The organism is Chitinophaga caseinilytica (assembly GCF_038396765.1).
Classification (GTDB): domain Bacteria; phylum Bacteroidota; class Bacteroidia; order Chitinophagales; family Chitinophagaceae; genus Chitinophaga; species Chitinophaga caseinilytica.
On sequence record NZ_CP150096.1, the window covers coordinates 2,403,232 to 2,426,338 of the forward strand.

Below are 23,107 nucleotides of genomic sequence, written 5' to 3' on the forward strand. Positions count from 1 at the left end.
GTGAAATCGTTTTTGGTTGAACTTAGAATTTGACGATGGCGCCCACCATAAATGTGGCCACAATGGGATAGCTGTAACTGCCGGCCTCGGGATCGAGGTATTTGGGCAATTTGCTGAAGGAAAGGAAATCGTTGGCGGACAGGTACACCCGCAGCGACTGCACCCCAACCGTCTTCAACAATTGCTCCCGCAAGGTGTAACCCACCGTCGCGTTTTTCAGGCGGAAGTAGGCGCCGCTTTTCAGCCAGTAGTCAGACAGCGTGTAATTATTCCCGTTAGACGTTCTCGACAGGCGGGGATAGGTGGCCTGGAGGTTTTGCTCCGCCGTATTGTTTTTGCTCCAGAACTTGCCGACCATTTCCTGCGGCACGTTCCCGAAAGCTTCGGCGAACGGTTGCACGATGTCTGTCCCCAAACGGCTCAGTTTTTTCCCGATGCCCTGGAACGTAAGCCCCGCGTCGAATCCCATGTAATCCGCCCGCACGTTGCCGCCATAGAGGTAACGGGGCAGCGCGCCGCCGAGGAGGATCTTGTCGTCCGGCGTAATCACCCCGTCTTTGTTCATATCCACATAACGGACGTCGCCGGGCTTGGTGTTGGCGCCCATCACGGGGCCGGCCGTTACTTCTTCCGGTGTTTGGAACAGTCCGTTCGACACATATCCGAACCATTCGTTATACTCCGAGCCGTTGCGGATGATCTGATCGCCGCGGAACTCGGTGCCTTTCAGGTCGCCGATGCGCGAGCGGGCGTCGGAGAAGTTGGCGCCGATGGAATAGCGGACTTTTCCGATCTGGTCTCTCCAGTTCACATCCAGTTCCCAGCCTTTCACATGCAGAGTGCCGGCGTTCTGATTGGGTTTGTCGTAGCCGATATATAAAGGAATATCGAGCGGGAGGAGGATGTCGAAAGTCGATTTTTTGAAGTAGCCGGCGGAAATGTTGAGCCGGCTATCGAGGAACGCCGCGTCGATACCGATGTCTGACGTGCGGGTGGTTTCCCAGGAAATATTCTCGACGGCATATACCTGCTGGCCCGCGCCGCTCAGCGGCACTACGCCGCCGCTTTGGTAGAATAGGGCGTTGGTGAAATCGAGCGTGGCCTGGTAGGGGTAATTGCCGATCCTTTCATTGCCGGCTTCGCCCCAGCTGCCGCGCACTTTCAGGAACGACAGCCAGCTGGCGCCCTTCAGGAACGATTCTTCGGAAACCGTCCATCCTGCCGAAACGGAAGGGAAAACCGCGCCGCGGTAAGCTTTGCCGAAGCGGGAAGATTTATCGTACCGGAGGTTCCCCTGCACCAGGTACTTCCCTTTATACGCATATTTCAGCCTGCCGAAAAACGAGCGGAGCGCAGATTCCGATGCCGCGCCGGAATTCGTGCGCAGCTCGATGGAGCCGGCGTTGAGATAGGGGTACCCCGTCAGCGGAAACCCGCTGCGGCCCGCGCTCAGCGATTCATAGTTATTGTAATTTTCTTCGTATCCCGCCAGCACATCGATGTCGTGGCCGCCGCGCAAACTGCGGGCGTAATTGGCGAGGAGCTGCCCGTTGATGGAAATGTTCTCGTTCCGCGATTCGCCGAGCGTGGTGCGCGGCTGGTTAACCACGGTGCTGGGAGATCCGTTCGGGTTCGTGAATTTGATCTGGGTGGAAAAATTCTTGAATTTATCCATGTCGAACGTCGGCGCCACCTGTGCCGTGAGCGTCAATCCATCCACCGGCCTGAAATTGAACAAGAGCCGCCCGCCGATCTGGTTGTAGCGGTCGCGGTTGAAGCCGCCGCCATAGAGTTGTGCCACGGGGTTGCGGCCGTCTTTGGAAATGGCGAAACGCCCGTCGCTGTAATAATCGTCGTAAATACCGGGCATGATGCGGCTCAGGTAAATGGGATCGGTGTTGGGGGAATTCTCTTCCGTCCGTTTGTAGAAAATGTCCAGGCCGGCGGAAAGCTTCGAATTGATCTGCAGGTCGTTGTTGACGCGCAGCAAATACCTTTCGAAATCATAGTTATCGTAAAACGCGCCTGCTTTCGAGTAACTGAGGGAGGCTTTGGTCTTGAGCTTATCCGTTCCCGAAGTGAAAATGACTTCATGGCGCTGCCGCGGCGCGGTGCGGTGGCGGAGGAGCGATTTCTCCCAATCGGTCACGGGGAATTCGTCGGGGTTGACGCGATTGCTGTCGAGATAAGCATCGATGAACGGCTGTGCATAAGCGCCGGAAGCGGCGCCGTCGTTTACGGCCTGTTCGTTGAAGTAGCGCATATAATCCTGCGGGCCCACGTATTTGGGCATGGCCGTGGCTTTCTGGGCGCCGTATTCGTAGTTGTATTCGAGGCTGGGGCGCCCGTTGCCGGCGCGTTTGGTGGTGATGAGGATCACGCCGGCCGCGCCGCGGGAGCCATAGATGGAGGCGGAGGCCGCGTCTTTGAGGACAGACAAGCTTTCCACATCGTTAGGGTTTACGTTGTCTACGCTGGAAACGGGCACGCCGTCTACGATCACCAGCGGGCCGTTCGTTCCGATGGTGGTGATGCCGCGGATGAGGATGGAGGAGCCTCCGCCCGGGGAGCCGCTGCTGCGGGTGACGGACACGCCGGCCATGGCGCCCTGCAGGGCATCGGAGACTTTCAGCGTCTGCCGGCCGCCCACGTCTTTGGCGCTGATGGTGGCCACGGCGCCCGTGAGGTCTTTTTTCTTCTGCCGGCCGTAACCCACCACCACCGTTTCATCCAGCTCGCGGGTGTTGGTGACGAGGGAAACTTCGACCGCCTGGCCTGGCGTAACGTCCAGCGTTTGGGAGGCATAGTTGAGCATCGAAACGGTGATCTTGCCTGCGCCGGCGGGAAGGCGGAGGGTAAAATGACCGTTATTGTCTGTGGTGGTGCCGGCCGGTGTGCCCGGAACGGAGACGGTGGCCCCGGGCAACGGCGTTTTGCCGGCAGCGTCGGTCACCGTGCCTTTGACCTGCCGGTCCTGGCCCGCCAGCCTAACGGCCAGCAACATCACGGCGCAAAGGAAGAGTAGTTGCTTTTTCATAATCCTGGAATAAATGATTTTGGTGATTTCCGCATCGGGCGGAAAAAAGTCGTGGTTGAGCGATCGAAACAAATGTAAAAGTAACGGCACCCCGTCGCCAAGTTTAGGGCTGATCAATCACCGACCAAAAGTTTGAACAGGTTAATAGTTTGATAGTCAATGTGTAATGAACGCCCATCCACCTGAGATGAACAACTGTTTTTCCTGTTCCACATATATATTATTATGTATCGCCGGCAATGCAGTCACATGCTTGCCGATTACAATCGATTTAAGTTTGGGGTACGTTCCATTTTTGGAAAAGTGGATTATCTTTGGCCGCAACGGGCGCGCCACGGCCCATCAACCAACTGTAACCAGCAAGCCTTTCGGAGGCTACCTATCGGGATGGAACAACACGAAAACAAAGAATCATTTTATCATTTGGACCTGGTATGCCGGTATATTGCCGGCAACTTCGGCAATCCGGAAATCGCTTCGTGGACGAATGGCGATTACCTCCGGCTGAGCGGGATATTGAGCCGCGCGTCCGAAATCCAGTTGAGCCCGAGCACGCTCAAGCGGATTTTCGGCAAACTGAAAACGACCGAACGCTATTATCCCCAGAAAGCGACCCGCGACGGCCTCGCCCGGTATGCGGGGTTCGCGGATTGGGACGATTTCGTGGACAAGCACCCCCGCCCTGCGAAACCAGGAGACGCGGCGGCCACCGAAGCGCCCGGCCCGCTCACCAAAATCCCCCAGCCCAAAGCGCCGCACATCAGCTGGTGGCCCGCATTGATTTTAATGGCCGGCGCCTGCGCCATCTTCGCCTGGCAATGGCTGAAGCATTTCGACCACCCGCCGGAACGCCCCGCCGGCGCAAAGCTCGTCTGCTCCAATCCCGTGGGCGATAACCCGCATTCCGCCGTGTTCCGCGTGCAGCTGCCAGATCGCTTCCGGGGCGACAGCAGTAAGTTCGTCATCGTTTTCGGCGACGGAGAACGCGATTTATCCATATCTCCCGGCGCGGTGCTCACGCATTATTATGAAAAGCCCGGCCGATTTTACGCCAAACTATTATACGATTCGCAGCCCGTCGATACTATTCCCATTTACCTGAAAACCAACGGGTGGACGGCCACCGCCAACTCCCAACTGGACACCACGCGCGTTTATCCCCTGGAAACGCCGGGGTTCGGTGCTGCAGGCATGTCGGTAACGCCGAAAGAAGTCTACGCAACGGGCGTAGACACCCTGCATACGTTTTACGTGGATTTCGTGAATACGCAGGAGTGGGACGCTACGGGCGACGATATCGAGCTGACGGCCCGGCTGACCACGTCGCGCCTGCGGCCGGGGATCCGCTGTTCGCAGGTGATGATCACGCTCTACGGCGAAAAATCGCAGCATGAAATGTTGCTGCTGAAGCCGGGCTGTGTGTCCTGGGCTTATCTTGTTTTCTCTGAAAAGGGGATCCATGGCAGCAGAACGGACCTCAGTCCTGTGGGTACCGACCTCACATCCGGCGGTACCGTTCACCTGCGCGTAAAAGACAAACATGCCTGGCTTACCGTCAACGGCAAGCCCCTTTACGATATCGCGTACAATCAGCCCGTGGGCAAGTTGTACGGCATCCGCATTAACTTCGCCGGCATCGGCTCCATCCAGCAAGTATCCCTGAAGAAGCCGGATGGGAGCATGGTATTTGAGGATGGAAGTAAATAATTAAACCCTGATACAATGAAATACCTCTTTTTCAAGTGTGGTCTTCTTCTCGCGCTGATCGGTTGTTCCCATCATTCCGAACAACAATTAACGCCCGAAGCGATCATTGAAGAATTGACCAAAACTGGTTTCGAACAATCCTGGCCTGCCGCCAGCACCCGGATGCAACAAGATCATCCTACACCGGCGGATTGCTTTAAGGCTATTTTTCTTGCCGGGCGCTTGCATAAGAAAGAAGAAAGTAAACGCTTTTTGCTGAAAGGGTTTGCAGTAACGGAAAAATCCGACCCGATGTATGCCGAGTTGCTTATTTATCGCTCTCAGCAACATGTGGACAATCAAGACTACGTGCGGGCTGCAAAAGATCTGGATTCCGCACTGGCCATCAACCCGAAAAGTATCGTCGCTTTACAGAATTTGGGATATATCGCCGCCATTTCGAATGAAAATGAATTGGCGGTCAGTTATTCTCTTCGCCTGTTGGAAGTTGCGCCAGGGGATAGCGGGGCGTTGGTGAATCTATCTTATAGTTGTGGTGAATTGGGGATGTACAGTGATGCAATTAAATATGCAAAGCAAGGCCTGGCAAAAGTAAAAGAGGAGCAGATGAGGGCGTCATTATTGAATAATATGGGCTATTCCATGGGGATGTCGGGAGATATGGAAAAAGGAATGCAGCATATCGATTCCAGTCTGCGGTTGCGTCCCGAGAACCCTTACGCATGGTGCAATAAAGGTATTTTGTTGTTGAAACAGGATAAGAAAGGCCTTGCCTGTGAGGCTTTTCGTATGGCTAAGGATAAAGGAGGGCTGAATATGACGGAGCACTACATCCGTCAATACTGCCAATAAAAAAAGCCGGCTTTCGCCGGCTCCTTCGGGTTTTCACAAGCATGATCATATTATGGGCGTTGCCACCACAGTTTGGTACCGGGGTTATCCAGTCCACCCAGGAGGGCCGCGGCTTTGGTGGTTTCGTCTTTGTTGTTTTTATATTCATCCGGCGGGAATGGCAGGCGGTTGATGAAGCCCGTCACCGTGCCGCCGCTGAGGTTCACCACCACGGGCCATAGTTTGGGATACCCCGTGCGCCGGAACTCCGTCCAGGCTTCCTGTCCGTCGGGGAACAGGCTGATCCATTTCTGGGTCAGGATCCTTTCCAGTTTCTTTTCGAAACCGTCTCCTTCGTTCCACGCGATGGTCATGGTGCTGAGGTAGCTGTCTGCCGCCGTAACGTTGTTGTCTGCGTTCACGGGATCGGTGTAGGTGGCGGGTTTGGCAGTGCCGTTGGCGATATAGGCGGATGCGTCTCCGGCGTCGAACTGCGCGAACGAGGTGCGGATGCCTTCTTCATATAATGTTTTCGCTGTCCCTTTCATGTCCCACCCGCGAATGGCGCCTTCCGCCCGAAGGAAGAACATTTCCGAAGCAGACATCACGCGGATGGGCGTGCTGCGCTCGATGTTGAGGGGCGAGAATGTTTCGTAATCGGTTTTCACTTTTATATCGATCCCGTTGCGGACGCCTTTGAACCCGCCGCCGGCGAGCGCCGATGCGCGGAAATATTTCGGCAGCCGCGGATCGTTGTACCCTTTGAGGAACGATTCCATGGTGGCGCCCATCCGGATGTCGTTGTATTCCTGGCTGATCACGTACAGGGAATTGCTCACGGTAATACCATTGCCGGAATGGACGGTCGCGTTTTGGGCGTTGCTCGTGAAAACGCCGTATTCGTTGGCAACGGCTTCTTCCGCCTTTTGCTTCGCCAGTGTGGGCTTGATGTAAGCGAGCCGCATGGCCAGGCGCAGTTTCAGGGAATTGGCGAGCCGGATCCAGTTGGCGTATTCACCTCCGTACACGAGGTCGAAAGGTTTGAGCTGGGCCTTGCCGCCGGGGTTCGTTTTGTCGAACGTGGTGAGCGAAGCGATGGCCTGGTCGAGCTCGGTGAAGAACGCGTTGTACACGCTTTCCTGGCTGTCGTACGGCGTGGAAAACCCGCCAGCACCGAATTTGCTGTAAGGAATGGGGCCAAACACGTCCGTAACGCGGTGCATGGCCGTCACCTTCACGATCGTGGCCACGGCAAAGAGATCGGGCCGCGTTTTGGCGCCGCGTTCCTGCACGAGCTTCCATCCGCTCATGATATTATCGTACGGCACTTTGAACACCCAGTTGTTCCAGTCCATCATGAAATAGTTGGAATTGTTTTTCCCGCTGTTGAACGGTGTGGGGATGCCCATGAAACCGGAGTAGATATCGGCGTTGAGGTTTTGCTGGAGCTGGTATTGCCAGTCTACGGTGCTGTAAATGCTGGTGAGCATGCCGGGGATGAAGGCGCCTACGTACTTGTAATCGTATTTCAGCAGCGAGTCCGTCAGTTCGTTGGGATTGGTGTTGAACGACTCGAAGTTCTTCGTGCAGGCGGTTTGCCCGGCGATGGCCAGTGTGAGCGCGGCTGCGGGGATGAGTTTATATATGGAAGTGATTTTTTTCATGTTGATGTCCGTTTTTGGTGAGCATTAGAAGGTGACTTTCACGTTTACGCCGAGGTTGCGTTGGCTGGGGAGGCCGAAATAATCGTACCCCTGGAACTGGTTCGTCGTAAACGCCGTGATTTCCGGATCGTACGGCGCTTTTTTGTGGATCAGCCAGAGATTGCGCCCCACCAGCGAAACCTGCAGCTGCCGCACCTTGTTGCCCAGTGCCTTCGCGGGAATGCTGTACCCGAGGGAAAGCTCGCGCAGGCGAACGTTCGTGGCGCTGTAGGTGTACAGTGCCAGCGCGGAAGAAGTGGCGCCGGTAATGCTCTGGTAGTAATCCTTCGCCGGAACGGTTTTGTCGCCCACTTTCACGCCGCCGTTATCGCGGGCTTCGGCGGTACGTTGCGACACCCCGAAATTATCCATGATCGCTTCCGTCGTAGACACCACTTCGCCACCGATGCGCGCGTCTACCAGGAACGACAATTGGAACTGTTTCCAGTTGAAGCTGTTGTTCCAGCCCATAAGGTAGCGCGGATTGGCATTCCCCACTTTCTTGTAATCACCGATCTCGGGCACGCCCTTGTTGTTCAGCGCAACACTGCCGTCTGCCGTGCGTTTCACGTCTTTGGCGTAAATATCGCCGTAGCTGCCGCCCTTGCGGACGATGAGCCGGTACCCTGCGAAGTCGGACACCACAAATTCTTCCTGCGTTCTCCTCGTGCCGGTAAACGGATCGGAATAATCCATCATTTCCACCACTTTATTCCTATTCAATCCGTAGTTGAGGGTAGACGTCCACTGCACCTGGCCGATCTTCCCGTTATATCCCAAACTCGCTTCGATACCGCGGTTTTCGATGTTGCCGGCATTCACGTAATAGGCGTTATATCCCACCGACGGCGAAACTTCCACTTTGAAATACTGATGCAGCGTGGAGGATTTGTAATAAGTAAGGTTGAAGGAAAGTTTATCGTTCAGGAACCGCGAATCCAGGCCCACTTCGAAAGAGCGGGTGCGCTCTGGCTGCATTTCAGAGAAAGGTTTGGCGTGGATGGCCTGGATGGAGCCGCCATTGGTCAGCGTAATGGTAGGCATGGAAATGTAGATGGGGATGGAGTTGGCCACTTCACTGTAAGACGCCCGCAGCTTCGCGAAGGATATGGCTTCTGGGAATTTCACCATTTCGCTCAGCACGGCCGACAGGCCCACGGAGGGATAGAAGTACGAAGGGTTTTTCGTGAACGCCAGGGCCGATGACCATTCGTTCCTCGCCGTCACGTCTACATACAGCATATCGCGGAAACCGAGTTGTGCGGTACCGAACACCGCCTGCGTTTGCAGCCGGTCGTTTTTCTCGAACGGCGCGAAACGTGTAAAATCGATATTGGCGAAGGAAAAGAAGTTGGCGAATTGCAGGAGATATCCGTTCCCCCAACCCGTGGTGTTATCCACAACATCCTGGATACTGCTGCCCACGTTGGCTTGCAGCGAGAACTGCCCGAACCGCTGTTGCGCCGTGAACATGATGTCTGCATAGGTCTGCCGGATGGAAGTGCGCGTTTTGTCGTACCGGCCATTGTCGCCGGCGAGGAACTTGGGGGTAGACGCATAGCTGCGCGCTTCATACACATCGTTGGTCCTGTCCTGCTTCGCGCGGCCGGTCACGCTGAGCCAGGGCGTGATCGTGTATTTGGCGGCCACGGAGCCGATGAAGCGGTTGCGCTGCAGCGAGTTGGTGTTGCGGTTCACCACCCAGAAAGGGTTTTGGAGCATCATGCCAGGGTCGGAATACGGCCAGCGTTGGGTGCTGAAGTTGCGGTTGACGTCGTACTGTTCGAACTGGCGGAAACTGTTGAAGTCGTGCGCCCGGGGGAACAGGTAAACGCCTACCAGCGGATTGTAATATTGTCCCTGAACAGGCACATTGTCCTGCTCCATGTTCACATATTGCGCGTTTACGTCGATGCTCAGGCGATCGTTGAGGAGGCTGGTGGTGTTGCGGGCGTTGAAGTTGTAGCGCGCGTAGCTGTTTTTGGGAACGATGCCGTTGGCGTTCACCGCGGCGGCGGAGAAATAGTTCTGGCTGTGGTCGTTACCGGCGGAAACGTTGACGGCGTGCGTATAGGCGTCCCCGGTTTGGAAGAAGCTTTTGTTATCCGCGTTGGCGGCCTGTTTGTCGCCCCAGCTGTAAAACGATCCCGTGGTGGGCGTGGCGCCGTAGCTGCTCTGGAAGTCCGGGAGCAGGAGGGGTTTGCTGTAATTGGCGTTGAAGGAATAGTTGACGGAGGGTTTGCCCGACCGTCCTTTTTTGGTGGTGAGCAAGATCACGCCGTTGGCGGCCTGGCTGCCGTAAAGCGCGGCAGACGATGCGCCGGTGAGGGCGGTAACGCTTTCTATATCGTCAGGGTTGATGTTGGCGATGCCATCGCTGCCGCCGGGAACGGAGAATCCGTCGGTTTTTTGTTGGGTAAAGAGGTCAGGTAAGGGGATGCCGTCTACCACGAACAGCGCGTTGTTGTTGCCATAAATCGATTTGTTGCCGCGCATCACCACTTTGGTGGCGCCTCCCGGGCCGGAGGAGCTATTGCTCACGGCCATGCCGGCCACTTTGCCGGCGAGGGTGTTGACGAGGCTGGGATCTTTGACGTTGTTGAGCTCGGCGCCGGAAACGGTCTGAACGTTGTAGGTAACGCTGCGGGCCTGTTTCCTGATCCCCAGGGCCGTAACCACCACCAGCTCTTTCAGTTTGTTCACGGCGGGTTTGAGGACGATGGCGATGTTGAAGGCGTCGTTGCCGGTTTGCACGGCGGTGTCGAGGGTTTCGTAGCCGATGAAGCTCACGCGCAGGGTGTGCTGGCCGGCGGGAACGTCGGCGAAGCGGAAGCGGCCCTGTGCATCGGTGACGGTCCCTTTGCGGAGGTCGCGCAGTTCTACGGAAGCGCCCGGGATGGGGGCGCCGGCGTCGTCGGTCACGGAACCGGTCATGATAGCGGCCACGGGAGCGGCTGCTGCGGCAGACTTCTCACGGATGACGATGATGTTGTTATTGATCACGAAGGTGAGGTTATGGCCCTGGAGGCATTTTTCCAGGACTTCGGCCACGGAGGCGTTCTGCACGTCGATAGACACGGGGGCCGCGCTGCGGATGAGTTTCATATCGTACAGCAGGGAATAGCCGCTCTGCTTCTGTATCTCACTGAATATCCGTCCCAGCGGCGCGTTCTTGCGGCTGAGGGTGATGGTCTGGGAGAAGCCGGCGGCGCTTACATGCAAGGCTGCGGCAAGCATCAAAATGGCCGTTAATTTCATAACGAGTAATAATTTAGCGGGCAATAGCCGAAAACGTGGCATGGCTTTGCCGGACACAAGTAGTTTCATACTTTTGTACAGTTTGGGTTTGGTGATGTAAATAGTGTTTAAGCGCGCTTTTCCGGCCAACCCGAACAATCCCGCCGGGAGTGTTGACGCACTCCTGGCTTTGTTTACGGGCTAACCGAACTGATTAGCTGGTCGTTTTCATGTTTCGATTTTGGTTTGATGTTCGTTCTGAATGTCTGGATACCTCAAGTTATGTTGACTTTGTTATATTGATTTGATAGTCAGGTTGTAAGCATGAATTACGGCGCCACTTCGAGCGTCCGTCCCGTTATTTTGCAGTTGACGCCGCTGCTGCGGAGGGCTTCCACCATGGCCTCGAGCGAAACGTTCCGCGAGATCCGTCCGGCAAATTCCTTCTCCGGCACTTCTCCTTTCCATACCACTTCCACATCGTACCACCGCCCGATCTGGCGCAGCAGCACGGGCAGCGTGGCGCCTTCGAACTGGAAATACCCGTTCTTCCAGGCGAGTACCTGCTCCAGGTCTGCCGGCGAAACGGCGATTTTCCCTTCCTGACCGATGCGCGCTTCCTGCCCCGGCGCCAATTTCACCGCATCGTCTTTCCTCCGCACGCGTACCGACCCTTCCAACAAGGCCGCCCGGGCCTGGGATTCTTCGGGATAGGCATTAATATTGAATTTCGTGCCCAACACCTCCACCCGTACGTCTTTCACCGCTACCTTGAACGGCTTCTCCACATCGGCGGCCACTTCAAAATACCCTTCCCCTGTAAGCTCCACCAGGCGCTCGTTCCCTGTAAAAGCTGAAGGGAACCGCAGCGATGATGCGGCATTCATCCATACCACCGTTCCATCCGGCAGCTGCACCTGGTATTGCCCGCCCTTGGGCGTGGAAATAGTGTTGAATACAGGCGCTCCGCCATCTGCCTGCGGGTCGTACACGATCCGCCCGCCCTGCAGCTTCACGATCTTCGTATTGCCTTGCTGGGAAAGGGCGCCGGCATCGGCGTCGTCGAGGGTGATGATGGAACCGTCGCCCAAGGTGAGCGTGGCTTTGTTGCCCCCCGGCTGCGGGCCGGAATGCAGGACAACGTGGTTTTTGCCGGGTTGGGGTGTGGCCTGGAACAACCAGTAACTTCCGCCGGCCAGCAGCAACACGGCTGCGGCTGCGGCGATCTTCCGCCAGGTGGGGCGCAGGCGGTGCGCAGGTACAGGTTCGGTGGGTTCAAACGGGCGATGAAAGGCCGCTCTTCCGGTCAGTTTTTGCCAGAATGTACGCTCGGGCACCGGCTCCCGCAGTTCCAGCTTCCGCCGGAAATCCGCCACGGAGGCGGATGTTGGCATAGGGTACGATTTGAGGGCGTCCGGAACGCCGGCTGCGTCGAGCAGGGCGTGGAACTCGTGGGGTGGGGCCGTTTCCAGCCAGGCGAACAATGATCGTTCCTCCTCCGGCGTCAGCGTGCCGGCGGCATATTTTTCCAGGCTGGAGATGATAGCTTCCCTTGTCATGCGCTAAAGACGAACGACCGGAAAAAAAGGACACCCCGTTCACCAAAAATTTTTTATCGGGAAAGAAAAATCAGCGCCAGCATCCCTGCCGTCCACTCCGCATGTTGCCGCAGGTATGCTTTCACCTGTGTGGTGGCCAGGCCCAGGTGCTTTTTGACGGCCGACCGGGAAATGCCCAGCGTGGCGGCGATCTCGTCCAGCGAAAGGCCGCCGTCGGTGCTCAGGAGAAACACTTCGCGCCGGCGCTCCGGCAGCTGTGTGATGGCCTCGCGGGCCAGGCGGTGATATTCGCGGTAGGCAACGGCAGACTCGGTAGGGCTATCCAGCGGAAGGTCTTTCTGCTGAAGGTTGTGGATCACCTTCATGCCGGTTTTGTTCCTGCGGAGGAGGTCGGTCATTCGGTTTTTCGCCATCCGGAAAAGGTAATCTTCCAGCGAGCGCACGGTGCCGAGGCTTTCGCGGCGGTCCCAGACTTTGAGGAACACGTCCTGCACGATCTCTTCGGTGTCTTCGTGTTGGCGGGTGATGAAAAAAGGAAGCGGTAAAGGCGTGGGTAAAAATGAACGTACAGTTGGGTAAACGCATCCATATCCCCGGCAGTGGCCAGTTGCAGCAAAGTGCGCTCATCGCCGGGAGAAAGGTGTTCACTGTCGGTACGTCCGGATAACATGGAAAGTAGTCTGATGATGCCGAAAGGTAGTAATAATTTGGAAACTACTCATACCCGCCCCGCATGCCCAGCAGCCGGTCGAAAATGGCTTTGGCGACGGGGCCGGGCCGGCCGCTTCCGATGGGGAGGCCGTCGATATGGGTGACCGGCGTCACGATTTTGGTGGTGCTGGTGATGAAGGCTTCGCGGGCGGTGGAAAGGGCGGAAAGGGGGAGATGGGCGGCCTGTGGACGGAGGTCTTCCATCCCCAGGATCATTTTCCGGGTTACGCCTTTGAGGATACGGTCTGCCGGGGTGACGAGCGTCCCGTTTTCGGTAACGGCCCAGAAATTGGCGCGGGGGCATTCGCGGACGGCGCCGTTTTGATGGTACAGCACATCGTCGGCTTCGTGCTCGCGGATGAAGGGTTGCAGGTATATCGCCTGGAGGTAATCGATGGTTTTGACTTCGGGGAGCTGGCGCTGGAAGTCGTGCGTCACGAGCTTGATGCCTTTGTCGAAACTGGCGGGGTCGTAGTGATAGGGGGCCAGCGTAATGAGCAGGTTCGGAGCAGCCAGCGTGTACCCGTTTTCAGAATAGCCGCCCGTCAATGTGATGCGTATCCCTGCATTCGGCGCGCCGTTGATCTCGATCAGCTCTGCCAGCAAGTGTTTCAGCCGTTCACGGTCCACTTCCGGCGAAAGCCGCATCACCGACGCGGAATGATAGAACCGGTCGAGATGGTCTTCGAGGAACACCGGTTGCCCGGCCCTTGTGCGGAAGTAATCGAAAATGCCGTACCCGCGCTGGATGGAGAGGTCGGAAATCAGGACTTTCGCTTCGCTTTCCGGCACAATGGCGCCGTTAATGATGGCATAGCTCATGGCTGCAGGCGGTTAAATTTTTGGAGAATGGGTAAAACCTGGGTCAAAGGTAATGCTTCCACCGAATTGCCGTTCCGGCCTTTCATGCCGCCGGCCATGAACAGCGAATTGATGATCGCTTCTTCGGTGGCTTCAATCGCGGCCATGAACAGGGGCGACATGCTATCGTTTTGCAGCAACGTCACCGTTTGCGTGGCGGAATTGCCGCTGTGGGGGATGCGGAGCCCTTCGGCCGTGGAGAATGCGATCACATAATCGCCGCTCCCGTTCGAGGCGATGCCGCCCGTTTTGCCCAGGCCCAGCATGGCCCTTTGCGCCAGCCGCATGAGGTTCCGGTGATCGATGGGCGCATCCGTAGCCACTACGATCATGCACGACCCGTCTACGTTATTCAATAACCGGTCGCTGAAATCGAACTTCCCGAGCACTTTGCCAACCGGCGCCCCGTCGATTTCCAGTACGCCGCCGAAATTGGACTGTACGATCACGCCCACTGTATATCCGCCCAAACTGGCCGGCAGCTTGCGCGAGGCGGTGCCGATGCCGCCCTTGAACCCGAAGCAGATCGTTCCCGTTCCCGCACCCACATTGCCTTCTTTCACCTTTCCGGAAGCAGCGGTTTTTACGGCCGCTTCCACATCGGTTACCGACACATGCCGGCCGCGGATATCGTTGAGGTAACCATCGTTCGTTTCGCCTACCACGGCATTGACGGAGCGGAGGTTTTCATTCCCTTTCTCTGCCATGGCCAAACCCGCAACGGCCTGCATGGCGATCGGCACGCTGAGGGTGTTGGTGAGCACGATGGGCGTTTCGATATTGCCGAGCTCGTTTACCTGCGTGATGCCGGCCAGTTTCCCGAAACCATTGCCCACAAAGATCGCAGCGGGGATTTTCTGCTGGAAGAGGTTCCCTTCCGCCGGAACGATGGCCGTTACGCCGGTGCGGATAGAATCGCCTTTGATCAAAGTGGTGTGCCCCACTTTCACGCCGCGAACGTCGGTGATGGCGTTGAGCGCGCCGGGCTGCATGACGCCGATACGGATACCGAATTCCCGCGCGCGTTTGCGCTCCTGCGCCGCCAGCGCACCGGGCAGCAATAAGGCGATAATGAACCAACTTTTGAACATGCTGCAATGATAATGATTTCGCAGGAAAGGCCACCGCTTTAAACGGCAGCGCCCCCGTTTCCGGAGGCGCACTCATTTATCGATCGAAATCGGAAAGCGTTAATTGCGGCAGGGAACGAATGTGAACATCCATTTTACCGGGTTTTGCCAGTCGCGCCCTTTGAACGTGGTGACGGGCGCTTTCACTTCCACGATGTTCCAACCCTTCTTCAGCCGCACTTTCGTGGGCGTGCGGTAAGCGTACCCTTCGTTTGTATAGGGTGTTTCCAGGGTGATGGTTTTGCCGGCACTTTCCCATACGGGTGGCGGGATGAGCTCACCGTTTACACGGATGCTGCTGCCCCGGTTGTCCCACTTACCGGCCGTGGGCGGTAAAGACGCGTGGGAGCGGGAGAAGTCGTGGAACCCGATCCAGCAGTCGGTTTCGCCGTTACGATCGCTCCAGATGCGGGTGGAGGCGTAGTATGTGGTATTTTCAGCGGGGGAAGACAGGACGCCCTGCAGCTCGGGCCACCACCAATGGCGGAGGATGATCGTGCCGCCGGTCGCCGTTTGCGATGGCCTGACGCCGGTGGTGTCGAACTCCCGGCCGGGGTCGCCGTTGTTGGGGAACGGCCCGTACAACTGCCACTGCTGGGCGCTTTGCGGGAAATACCCGAACGGCATTCCTTTGAAGTATTTCTGCTTATGGTCCATGAGCCGGATTTCGAACGTCGCGAAATCCGCGGCGATTTCCGGGCCTATGGCGACTTTGATGCCCGGCGTGCCGCCGCCCCTCCAGGTGCGCTCGGCGAAGGTCAGGAGCGCAGGATAGGCGGGGTTCATGATCATGACGTCTTCTTCTTTGGCCACGTTCCTGTCGTGCCAGAGGCACAGCGTGGCGCCCAGTTCGGAGGCATTTCCCACGGCGGAATTGCAGAGCTGCCGCTGGAAGATGCTGGTCACGCTTTCCAGCGGGTCCATGTGATTGATGTACAGCTGGCGGGAATCGATGTATTTTACAGACCCGTCGCCCGATTCGATTTTCCCTTCCGACCACAATTGCCGGATCACGCTTTCCGGGAAATTGCCGCCAGGCATCCAGCCGATCACTTTCGTGCCGTAACTTTCCACCAGCTTCGTCATGTCCGGCAAAAAGTTTTTGTTCGTGATCTTCACTTCATCCGCCCCGATGTGCAGGTACGGCAATTTGTATGCTTCACAGAAATCCCGGACGATCTGTTGAATGATCGCCATTCCCGAATCGCTTTGCATATCGTGCCCCATCGCGCGCCGGAAAGCGGCGCTGTGGCCCGGCATATCGATTTCGGGTACCAGTTCGATGTGGCGCAGTTTGCAGTATTCGATCAGTTCGTGTAAATCTTTTTCGGAATAAAATTTCCCCTTTTGCCGGATCATATTTTTCGCGTCGGTGAGTTGCGGGTACCGTTTGAAGTGCAACCGCCAGGCCACGTCTTCCGTGAAATGGAAATGGAACACGTTCATTTTGTACCGGCTCATGACGTCGATCTGTTGCTTGAGCAGCGCCATGGGTTGATAGTTGCGGCCTACGTCCACCATGTACGACCGCCAGGAAAAGGCCGGCCAGTCGCGGATCGAGCAACCCTGAACGGATTTTCCGGTCATCAGCTGTTGGAGCGTCTGAATAGCGTAGTACATGCCTTTTTCGGTGCCGGCGGTCAGCGTGATCTTTTTTTCGCTCACCTCCACCGAATAGGCTTCGTCTTCATGGACAGGCGCTTTCACGGCGGATTTTACCAGCTCGATGTACGGCCCGTTTTTGGGTTGCTCCAATCTGACCCTCACCGTGCCTGCACCCGCGTTGAAGATCGTTGTCTGCAATAGGTTGGCATACCGGAGCATCGTGCGGTCGGTGTAAAGTATCGCGCGGCATTTCCGCAGATCGAAACTTTCGTTGCGCCACTGCAGTTCCGCGGGTTCCGGCAGGAGCGAGGGTTTCGCGTTTTCGTTGTTCGTGATATGCGGCGGGACGGCCAGCGCCACCGCGCCCGGGCCCAAAAGGCAAGCCAGGAGCCACACGGAGAGGAAACGGTTCAATCGGGTTTTCATGGATCAATAGGCAATTGTGGTAAATACGATTTGCTTGTAGTCGTCATATTCGAATAGCACGCCTACTTTCCGGCGCCCGTTTTCCACGAGGTCGGAATAAGCGGTATGGGAGTTGCGGCGCGGATTGTTGGGCCGGTTGGCGATCGGGATGTTTTTGTAGTACGACTTCCCGTCGTTGCGGCTCACGCGCAGCACGAGGTTGTTCCGCTGTGCGGTGTCGGCATTGTTGCAAACGATCAGCCGGCGGTTGCGGGCATTCCCGACGCTCAGCACGGAGCCCTGGCACACGGGGTCGGGCAGTTGCCGGTCGAAATAGGTACTGTCCCACGACTGGCCGCCATCGCTGCTTTCGGCGATGATGCGATACCGTTCGTTGCCCTGCTGGTTGCGGATGTTCATGACCATCCGGTTGCCTTTCAGTTGCGCGGCCATGGCTTCGTTGCCGCCGGGGAAAGTCACCGTTTCGCTGAGGTGGAAGGTTTTGCCATGGTCGTCTGAATAGTAGCCGTGGGCTTTGTAATCCCCGAAATCGGGTTGCGGTTTACCGGCAGAATGGTTCGCGGAAACGTAAATACGGCCCTTGAATGTACCGTCGGCGAACTGGAGGGCATGGCCAGGCGTGTTGGCATAACTGCGCCAGTCTTCCGGGAAGTTGTACGCCGGGTTTTTGCCGGGCATGTTGGGGCGGTGGGCCTGCGTGGTGATGTTCACCGCATCCGACCAGGTGGCGCCGCCATCGATGGAGGTTTTATACCAGACCTCGCGGAGCCCTTTGCCTTTGCGCACTTCTCCTTCGTGGTTATCCCCGGTATTGTAAAAAGAAAAATCCGGCCCTTCGGGTACGCGGGATCGGTAAGATCCACCACCGGCGCGGGATTGCCGGCTTGCAGGTTGTTGTAGTCGACTACCGTGCGCAGCGGCCCCCAGGTTTTTCCGCCGTCTTTACTTTCCTTCAATACGATATTGATATCGCCGAAATCGCCGGCATGGTCTACCCGTCCTTCGCAAAAGGCCAGCAACTTACCGCCGGTGGATATGATGGCGGGGATGCGGTAACTTTTGTGCCCTTCCTGCCCGCCGGTAAAAACGGGCGTGAAAGATTGCGCCTGCGTTTTCCAGCCAGCGAGCGCCAATACGATACATAGAAAATATGCTTTGATCATGATCTGTTTTTAAGGTTCGATACGGATGCGGAACGTGGATGCCGGTAATCCGGCGGCGTTCACGAGGTTTGCGTCTGTAAAGGGCTGCCATCCGTAATATACGAAAGCAGGCTTTGCGGAAGAGGGGATTTCCACGGTATTTCCATGAACGGAAGCCGGCGCGGAATGCGTCCCGTCCAGCGAAAACCCCTTCAGCAAGGCGCCCCCGGCGGCTGCCAGTCCCTCCGCCCATTTGAAATGAAGAATGATTTTTCCCTGCCGGTACACCGCCTTTTCCACGAGCGGGCCCGACGGCACCACGTTCCCGAATTTATAAAAATCATGGAGCGCCCAGGCGGCGAGGCGGTAGCCTACGGTCCGTTTGTCGGTCGGGTGCACATCGTTGCGGGCGCCCACGTCGCTGGAAACGGCCATGCCGGTGTTGGGCGTCATTTGCAGTATCCGGCGCTGTTCGTCGCGGAATTGCGGCCATAGTTGGGAGCGGTAACCGGAACTGTCTATCGAGGAAAGCTGCACGAAGTAGCAGGGCACGCCGGGCCAGAAAGCCCTGTACGCCTGCATCATCACATCGAATAGCCTGCCGTATTCCGCCACCCGTGCGGTTTCCTGCGCGTTGGTTTCGCCCTGGTAGAAAAGGATCCCTGCCACAGGGTTGCCCGTCAGTTCCCGCAATCCCTTTTCGAACGCGAACCCGGGTTTATATCCATGCGCAGGGCCTCCGGCACTTGTGTCGTGCCCACGGTTCTGCCGCCCGCGCTCCCTCGACCAATCCGGCAATGCGGGATTGCGAAGCCAGTTGCCCCACACCTTTTGCGAAAATGCACTGTCGGCCAGCAGGGCTTCTTTCGGCACGAACGTTTCCAGCGGAGCACCGCCGATGGCGAGGTGCACCAGGCCCACCGGCACGCCGGCCGATGCCGTCACTTTCTCCGCGAAATAATACGCCACCGCGCTCATATCCGCCAGGGAGGCGGAATCGCAGCGTTGCCAGGCACCGGTGTAAAACACGCCGTTGTCGATAAGCTGCATCAGGCTGTCGGAGAAAAGTTGGTTGTAAATCCCTTTTCCCACGTACGTCGGATTATACCAGCGCACCGGCCCACGCGTGATGTTCTGGCGCGCTTCGGCATAATGCGCTTCGTTGCGCATCGGGAATTCCATGTTCGACTGCCCCAGGCAAAGCCAGACGTCGCCGACGAGGAGGTCTTTCAGGACCAGGGTGTCCTTTCCCGCCGTGATGCGCATATCCGCCGGCTGTGCGTTCGCCCTCAACGGCCCGATGCGGATTTGCCAGCTGCTGTCTTTCCCGGTGCGCACGGAGGCGGATTTTCCGGAGAAGGAAAGCTGCACGGTTGCGCCGGGCGTGGCTTTTCCGCTGATAGAAACGGGTTTTCCGCGCTGCAACACCATATGGTCCATCCATTGCGGACTGATTCTGATCTGTCCGAAAGCCGTTACCGGAAAAATTATCAGCCATGCGATGCTCCTGACCATACGGCGTTCTTTTGCAGGTGATTGTTCAGGATTTGCATGCAATACCATTCCTGCCGCGGCAAATGGAACGGGCCTTTGAACAGGTTGCCCTTGGCCGTTTGCGCGATGCTGCCGTCGCGGTGGAGGTAGCCGTACCATTCGCCGTTTTCCTTGTCGTGGAAGCGGGAGTAGGAATAGTCGTGTACCATCCGGTGCCATTCGGCATATTTGGGATTGCCCGTCACCAGGTAGGCGAGGAGCGTGGCGATGATGGCTTCGTTGTGCGGCCACCAGAACTTCATGTCCTGCCAGTATTCCTGTACGGGTTTGTTGTAGACGTCGCGGAAATAGAGGATGCCGCCGTGCTGGTGGTCCCATCCGCGTTCCCACATATAATCGAGCATGCGGCAGCCGAGGTCGATGAGCCGGGGATCGTTGCCGCGATGCACCGCTTCGTGCAGGATGAACCACGCGCCTTCGATGGCGTGCCCGGGGTTGAGGGTGCGGCCGTCGATATGATCGATGATGCTCCCGTCGGGCGCCACCTGTTCCATCACGCAGCGGATATCATCTTTCACGAAGTATTTTTCTATCTCGTCGATCCATTGGCTGATCAGCGCATCGCACCGGGGATCGCCGATGGTGTCGCGGAGTTGCTGGGCGGTGTTGAGCATGATCATGGGAACGCCGATCCCTTTGGCCGGGCGCGTAGGTTCGAATTTCGGATCGAGCAGGCCCGGTGTGGTGGCGTATTCCACGCATTTGCCGAACAGCGCCCGTGCACGGGTGGCTGCTTCTTCGCTTCCCGTAGCCCTCGCATAGGCCGCCATGGCGATCACGGCAAAGGTTTCGGAGAAGAAATACCGGCGCTTGCGGATGGGAGCGCCGTTGCGCGCCACATGGAAAAACATCCGCCCGTCGGTATCGAAGCAATGCCGGTTGAGGAAATCATATCCCAGCTTCGCACCTTCCAGCCACTCCGGGCTCTGCACCACGGAATTGTACAGAGTAGACAGCAGCCAGGTAGCCCGCCCCTGAATCCAGACGGCCTTGTCGTCGTCTATGAGCTGGCCGTTGGCGTCGCGCATGAGGAGGAAACCGCCGTGCTCGTGGTCGTACGACCGCGGGAACCAGAACGGAACGGTATCGTTCAGTAGTTGGCCGGTGTAAAAGTCGCGCAGCGCTTCGAGTTCGGGAAAAGAATATTGCATAAGTCGTTATTTTTTTATCGATAGATGGTTAAACCGGAAATGTTTTGTGTTTTCGGGAAAAGCACGCTCCAGCCGTATCCGGCTATCACGCAGGATGCGAGCCCTGTGAAGGCGTACATCAGCAGGTGCATGTCGGTGAATTGCAGCAGTACGACCTGTATCGCCGCGCTGGCCACGAACCCCGCAACCGCGCCGGCGTCCGTGGCGCGGCGGGTAAAGATCCCCAGCACGAAGAGCCCGCCAACCCCGCCGGTAAACAGGCCGAGGATGAGGTTGAACTGGTCCCACAGCGAGGTGGCGCCATGTTCCGCCATCGACCAGGCGATCCCCGTTCCCGCGAGCCCCACGATCAGCGTGGTGAGCTTCGCGGAACGGAGATAGAATTTGTCGCCCTTTCCGGGTTGCAGGCGCCGGAGGAAATCATTCACGAAAACCGTGGAAACCCCGTTCAGACTGCCGTTCAGGCTGCCCATGGCCGCGGCGAAAATGGCGGTGATCACCAATCCTGCCACGCCGGCGGGCAATTGCGTCACGATGTACCAGGGGAAAATGGTGTCCTGTGCATCCAGCGCCATGTTGACCTGCCCGGGATGATCGCGGTAAAACAAAAAGAGTAGCGTGCCGATGGCGAAAAAAATGATGGTAGACGGAAGGGTGAGCCAGGCGCCGAGTTTGAGACTGCGAACGGCCGTTTTCTCGTCGGGCGTGGTCAGGTAGCGTTGCACCACGGTCTGATCGCAGCCGTACTGGATGAGATTGAGCGTGAACCCGCCGATGATCACCACCCAGAAGGTGGCAGACGAAAAATCGAAACGGAAGTCGAACAGCTTCAGTTTGTCGTATTGCGCGAGCGTCCGCGAAACCGCCGCCCCGTCGCTGGTGAGCGACATCGGGATGAGGACCAGCGCCAGCAGCGCGCCCGCCAGCAAAATGATCACCTGTACCACTTCCGTCCAGATCACCGCCTCGATGCCGCCGAGCACGGTGTAAAACAGGCTCACGGCGCCCATGAGGAGAATGCTCAGTTTAACGTCGATGCCGGTTACGACAGACAGGGCGATGGCCGGCAGCAGGATCACGATGCCCATCCGCCCGAGCTGCAATAAAATGTACATGCCCGCGGAAACGGAGCGCACGGCGTAGCTGAACCGTTTTTCCAGGTATTCGTAAGATGATGTAACCCCCAGCCTGCGGTAATACGGTATGAAAAAGCGCACCACGAACGGCATGCAGCAAATGATGGTCATGAGGAGGAAGAAGTACGTCCAGTCGGTGGCATAGGTTTTTGCCGGAATGCCGATGAACGTGATGGCGCTCAGTTTGGCGCCGAAGATGCTGAGGCCCGTCGCCCACCCGGGGATTTTTTCGCCGCCTTTGAAATAGTCGGCGGTGGAATGCTGGTGCCGCGACGTCCACAACCCGATGATCACCATCCCGATGAAATACAGCGCCAATACGATGTAGTCGGTGGTGGAGAAGAAAGACGGTTTGCTGATGGAGCCCCGCAGCACGTCAATGGTCCGCGTGCCGGGGCGCACCTCCCCGCTGGGGATGTAAATGTCGCCGTTCCATTTCACAGCCGTAGCGGTGACCGGCGCGAGGTAAGGGAGCTGGCCTGCAACGGTCCAGGTGTCGGTAATGGTATTGTATAAAAGAATGTCGGTATTAAAACCGGGATGGTTGTTGAGGATGCGCAGTTTTTCTTCCGTCAGTTCCGCTTTGGCTTCGCCGGTTGCCCGGGCGATTTGCGCGTTGAGGTTTTCGATCCGGTGGAAGATGTTGCCCTTGTCGCCGCCGGCCACCAGGATATAACTGGCGCCGGTGGCCACTGCGGTGGCAGCGGAAAGATGGGTAATGCCTTTTTCGTCGTGGATGGGCGCGATGGCCGACCAGCGGTCGCTGCCGGGGTCGTACCGCCAGGCGGCGGAGCTCAGTTCGCTGATGCCGGAATCGGTGCGCGCGCGGCCGCCGATGAGAAATAGTTGTGTTTTGGAACCGTTGGACTGTGCCACCAGCACGCTGTGGGAAAGCGGTTTGGGGATGGGCGAAAGCCGCTTCCATGCGGGAGCGGCGGAGGAAAGGTCGATGGAAAGGAAAGCGTCGGAAACGCGTTCGCTGTTTTCGCCGCCGGCCACGAATACGGTGGAGCCGATGGCGGTGGCCGAAGCATTGGTGAGCGGGAAAGGCAGGGATGGCAGGTCTTTCACGACTACGCGCCCCTGCCATTGGAGGAGGAACGCCTGCGCGAGGGGGCCGCCGGCATTTTCGCCGCCTATGCACACTACGCCAGCTGGCACGGTGGCACTGGCACCATAGGCGACAGACCGGCCGAGCGGGAACGTGGAAACCGTATCGCCGCGGAGCACATAAACTTCGTTGCGGTAGGTTTTGGTACCGCCGGCCCAGGGCTTGGCGTCGGGGAAATTGGCGCCGCCGGCCAGGAGCAGCACATT

General features: G+C 57.5%; 15 protein-coding genes. 2 read left to right on the forward strand and 13 right to left on the reverse strand.

Translation table 11 applies throughout. The features are described from left to right. Positions 1-22: 22 nt before the first annotated feature. A complete protein-coding gene (locus tag WJU22_RS10100; RefSeq protein WP_341843114.1) occupies positions 23-3,037 on the reverse strand; it encodes a TonB-dependent receptor in 3,015 nt (1,004 codons plus the stop codon). Between the two features lie 423 nt (positions 3,038-3,460). On the opposite strand from WJU22_RS10100, the gene WJU22_RS10105 reads away from it, so the two are divergent. Both WJU22_RS10105 and WJU22_RS10110 read left to right on the forward strand, forming a co-directional pair. After that, entirely contained in the window at positions 3,461-4,744 is a 1,284-nt protein-coding gene (locus tag WJU22_RS10105) for a hypothetical protein (protein ID WP_341843115.1), read from the forward strand. A gap of 15 nt (positions 4,745-4,759) precedes the next feature. After that, on the forward strand, positions 4,760-5,596 hold the full coding sequence (locus WJU22_RS10110; protein WP_341843116.1) for a hypothetical protein: 837 nt from the start codon (positions 4,760-4,762) through the stop codon (positions 5,594-5,596). 50 nt (positions 5,597-5,646) lie between these two features. Here WJU22_RS10110 and WJU22_RS10115 read toward each other — a convergent pair whose 3' ends face one another. From WJU22_RS10115 to WJU22_RS10170, 12 genes are all read right to left on the reverse strand, one after another. Further along, a complete protein-coding gene (locus tag WJU22_RS10115; protein WP_341843117.1) occupies positions 5,647-7,239 on the reverse strand; it encodes a RagB/SusD family nutrient uptake outer membrane protein in 1,593 nt (530 codons plus the stop codon). 24 nt (positions 7,240-7,263) lie between these two features. Continuing rightward, positions 7,264-10,536, reverse strand: a complete 3,273-nt coding sequence (locus tag WJU22_RS10120; RefSeq protein ID WP_341843118.1) for a SusC/RagA family TonB-linked outer membrane protein — start codon at positions 10,534-10,536, stop codon at positions 7,264-7,266. A gap of 308 nt (positions 10,537-10,844) precedes the next feature. After that, positions 10,845-12,074 carry a FecR domain-containing protein gene (locus tag WJU22_RS10125; protein WP_341843119.1) on the reverse strand — a complete coding sequence of 410 codons (1,230 nt, stop codon included), beginning with the start codon at positions 12,072-12,074 and terminating at the stop codon, positions 10,845-10,847. A gap of 53 nt (positions 12,075-12,127) precedes the next feature. Continuing rightward, positions 12,128-12,568 carry an RNA polymerase sigma factor gene (locus WJU22_RS10130; RefSeq protein ID WP_341843120.1) on the reverse strand — a complete coding sequence of 147 codons (441 nt, stop codon included), beginning with the start codon at positions 12,566-12,568 and terminating at the stop codon, positions 12,128-12,130. A 220-nt stretch (positions 12,569-12,788) separates the two neighbouring features. After that, positions 12,789-13,607: an aminotransferase class IV gene (locus WJU22_RS10135; protein ID WP_341843121.1), complete on the reverse strand. Its 819-nt coding sequence runs from the start codon at positions 13,605-13,607 to the stop codon at positions 12,789-12,791. After that, positions 13,604-14,737, reverse strand: a complete 1,134-nt coding sequence (locus WJU22_RS10140; protein ID WP_341843122.1) for a P1 family peptidase — start codon at positions 14,735-14,737, stop codon at positions 13,604-13,606. Before WJU22_RS10140 ends, WJU22_RS10135 begins: the two co-directional genes overlap by 4 nt. A 99-nt stretch (positions 14,738-14,836) precedes the next feature. Further along, the gene (locus tag WJU22_RS10145) at positions 14,837-16,807 is read right to left on the reverse strand and encodes a family 20 glycosylhydrolase (protein ID WP_341843123.1); all 1,971 of its coding nucleotides are present in this window, start codon (positions 16,805-16,807) and stop codon (positions 14,837-14,839) included. A 3-nt stretch (positions 16,808-16,810) separates the two neighbouring features. Then, complete coding sequence (locus tag WJU22_RS10150) at positions 16,811-17,593, reverse strand: sialidase family protein (RefSeq protein ID WP_341843124.1); 783 nt, start codon at positions 17,591-17,593, stop codon at positions 16,811-16,813. After that, complete coding sequence (locus WJU22_RS10155) at positions 17,515-17,970, reverse strand: sialidase family protein (protein WP_341843125.1); 456 nt, start codon at positions 17,968-17,970, stop codon at positions 17,515-17,517. Before WJU22_RS10155 ends, WJU22_RS10150 begins: the two co-directional genes overlap by 79 nt. A gap of 9 nt (positions 17,971-17,979) precedes the next feature. Beyond that, complete coding sequence (locus WJU22_RS10160) at positions 17,980-19,464, reverse strand: sialate O-acetylesterase (RefSeq protein WP_341843126.1); 1,485 nt, start codon at positions 19,462-19,464, stop codon at positions 17,980-17,982. After that, positions 19,440-20,654 (reverse strand): AGE family epimerase/isomerase, encoded by a 1,215-nt coding sequence (locus WJU22_RS10165; protein ID WP_341843127.1) that lies wholly within the window; start codon positions 20,652-20,654, stop codon positions 19,440-19,442. Before WJU22_RS10165 ends, WJU22_RS10160 begins: the two co-directional genes overlap by 25 nt. 14 nt (positions 20,655-20,668) lie before the next feature. Continuing rightward, positions 20,669-23,104, reverse strand: coding sequence for a sodium:solute symporter family transporter (locus WJU22_RS10170; RefSeq protein WP_341843128.1), 2,436 nt, complete (start codon positions 23,102-23,104; stop codon positions 20,669-20,671). Positions 23,105-23,107: the final 3 nt, after the last annotated feature.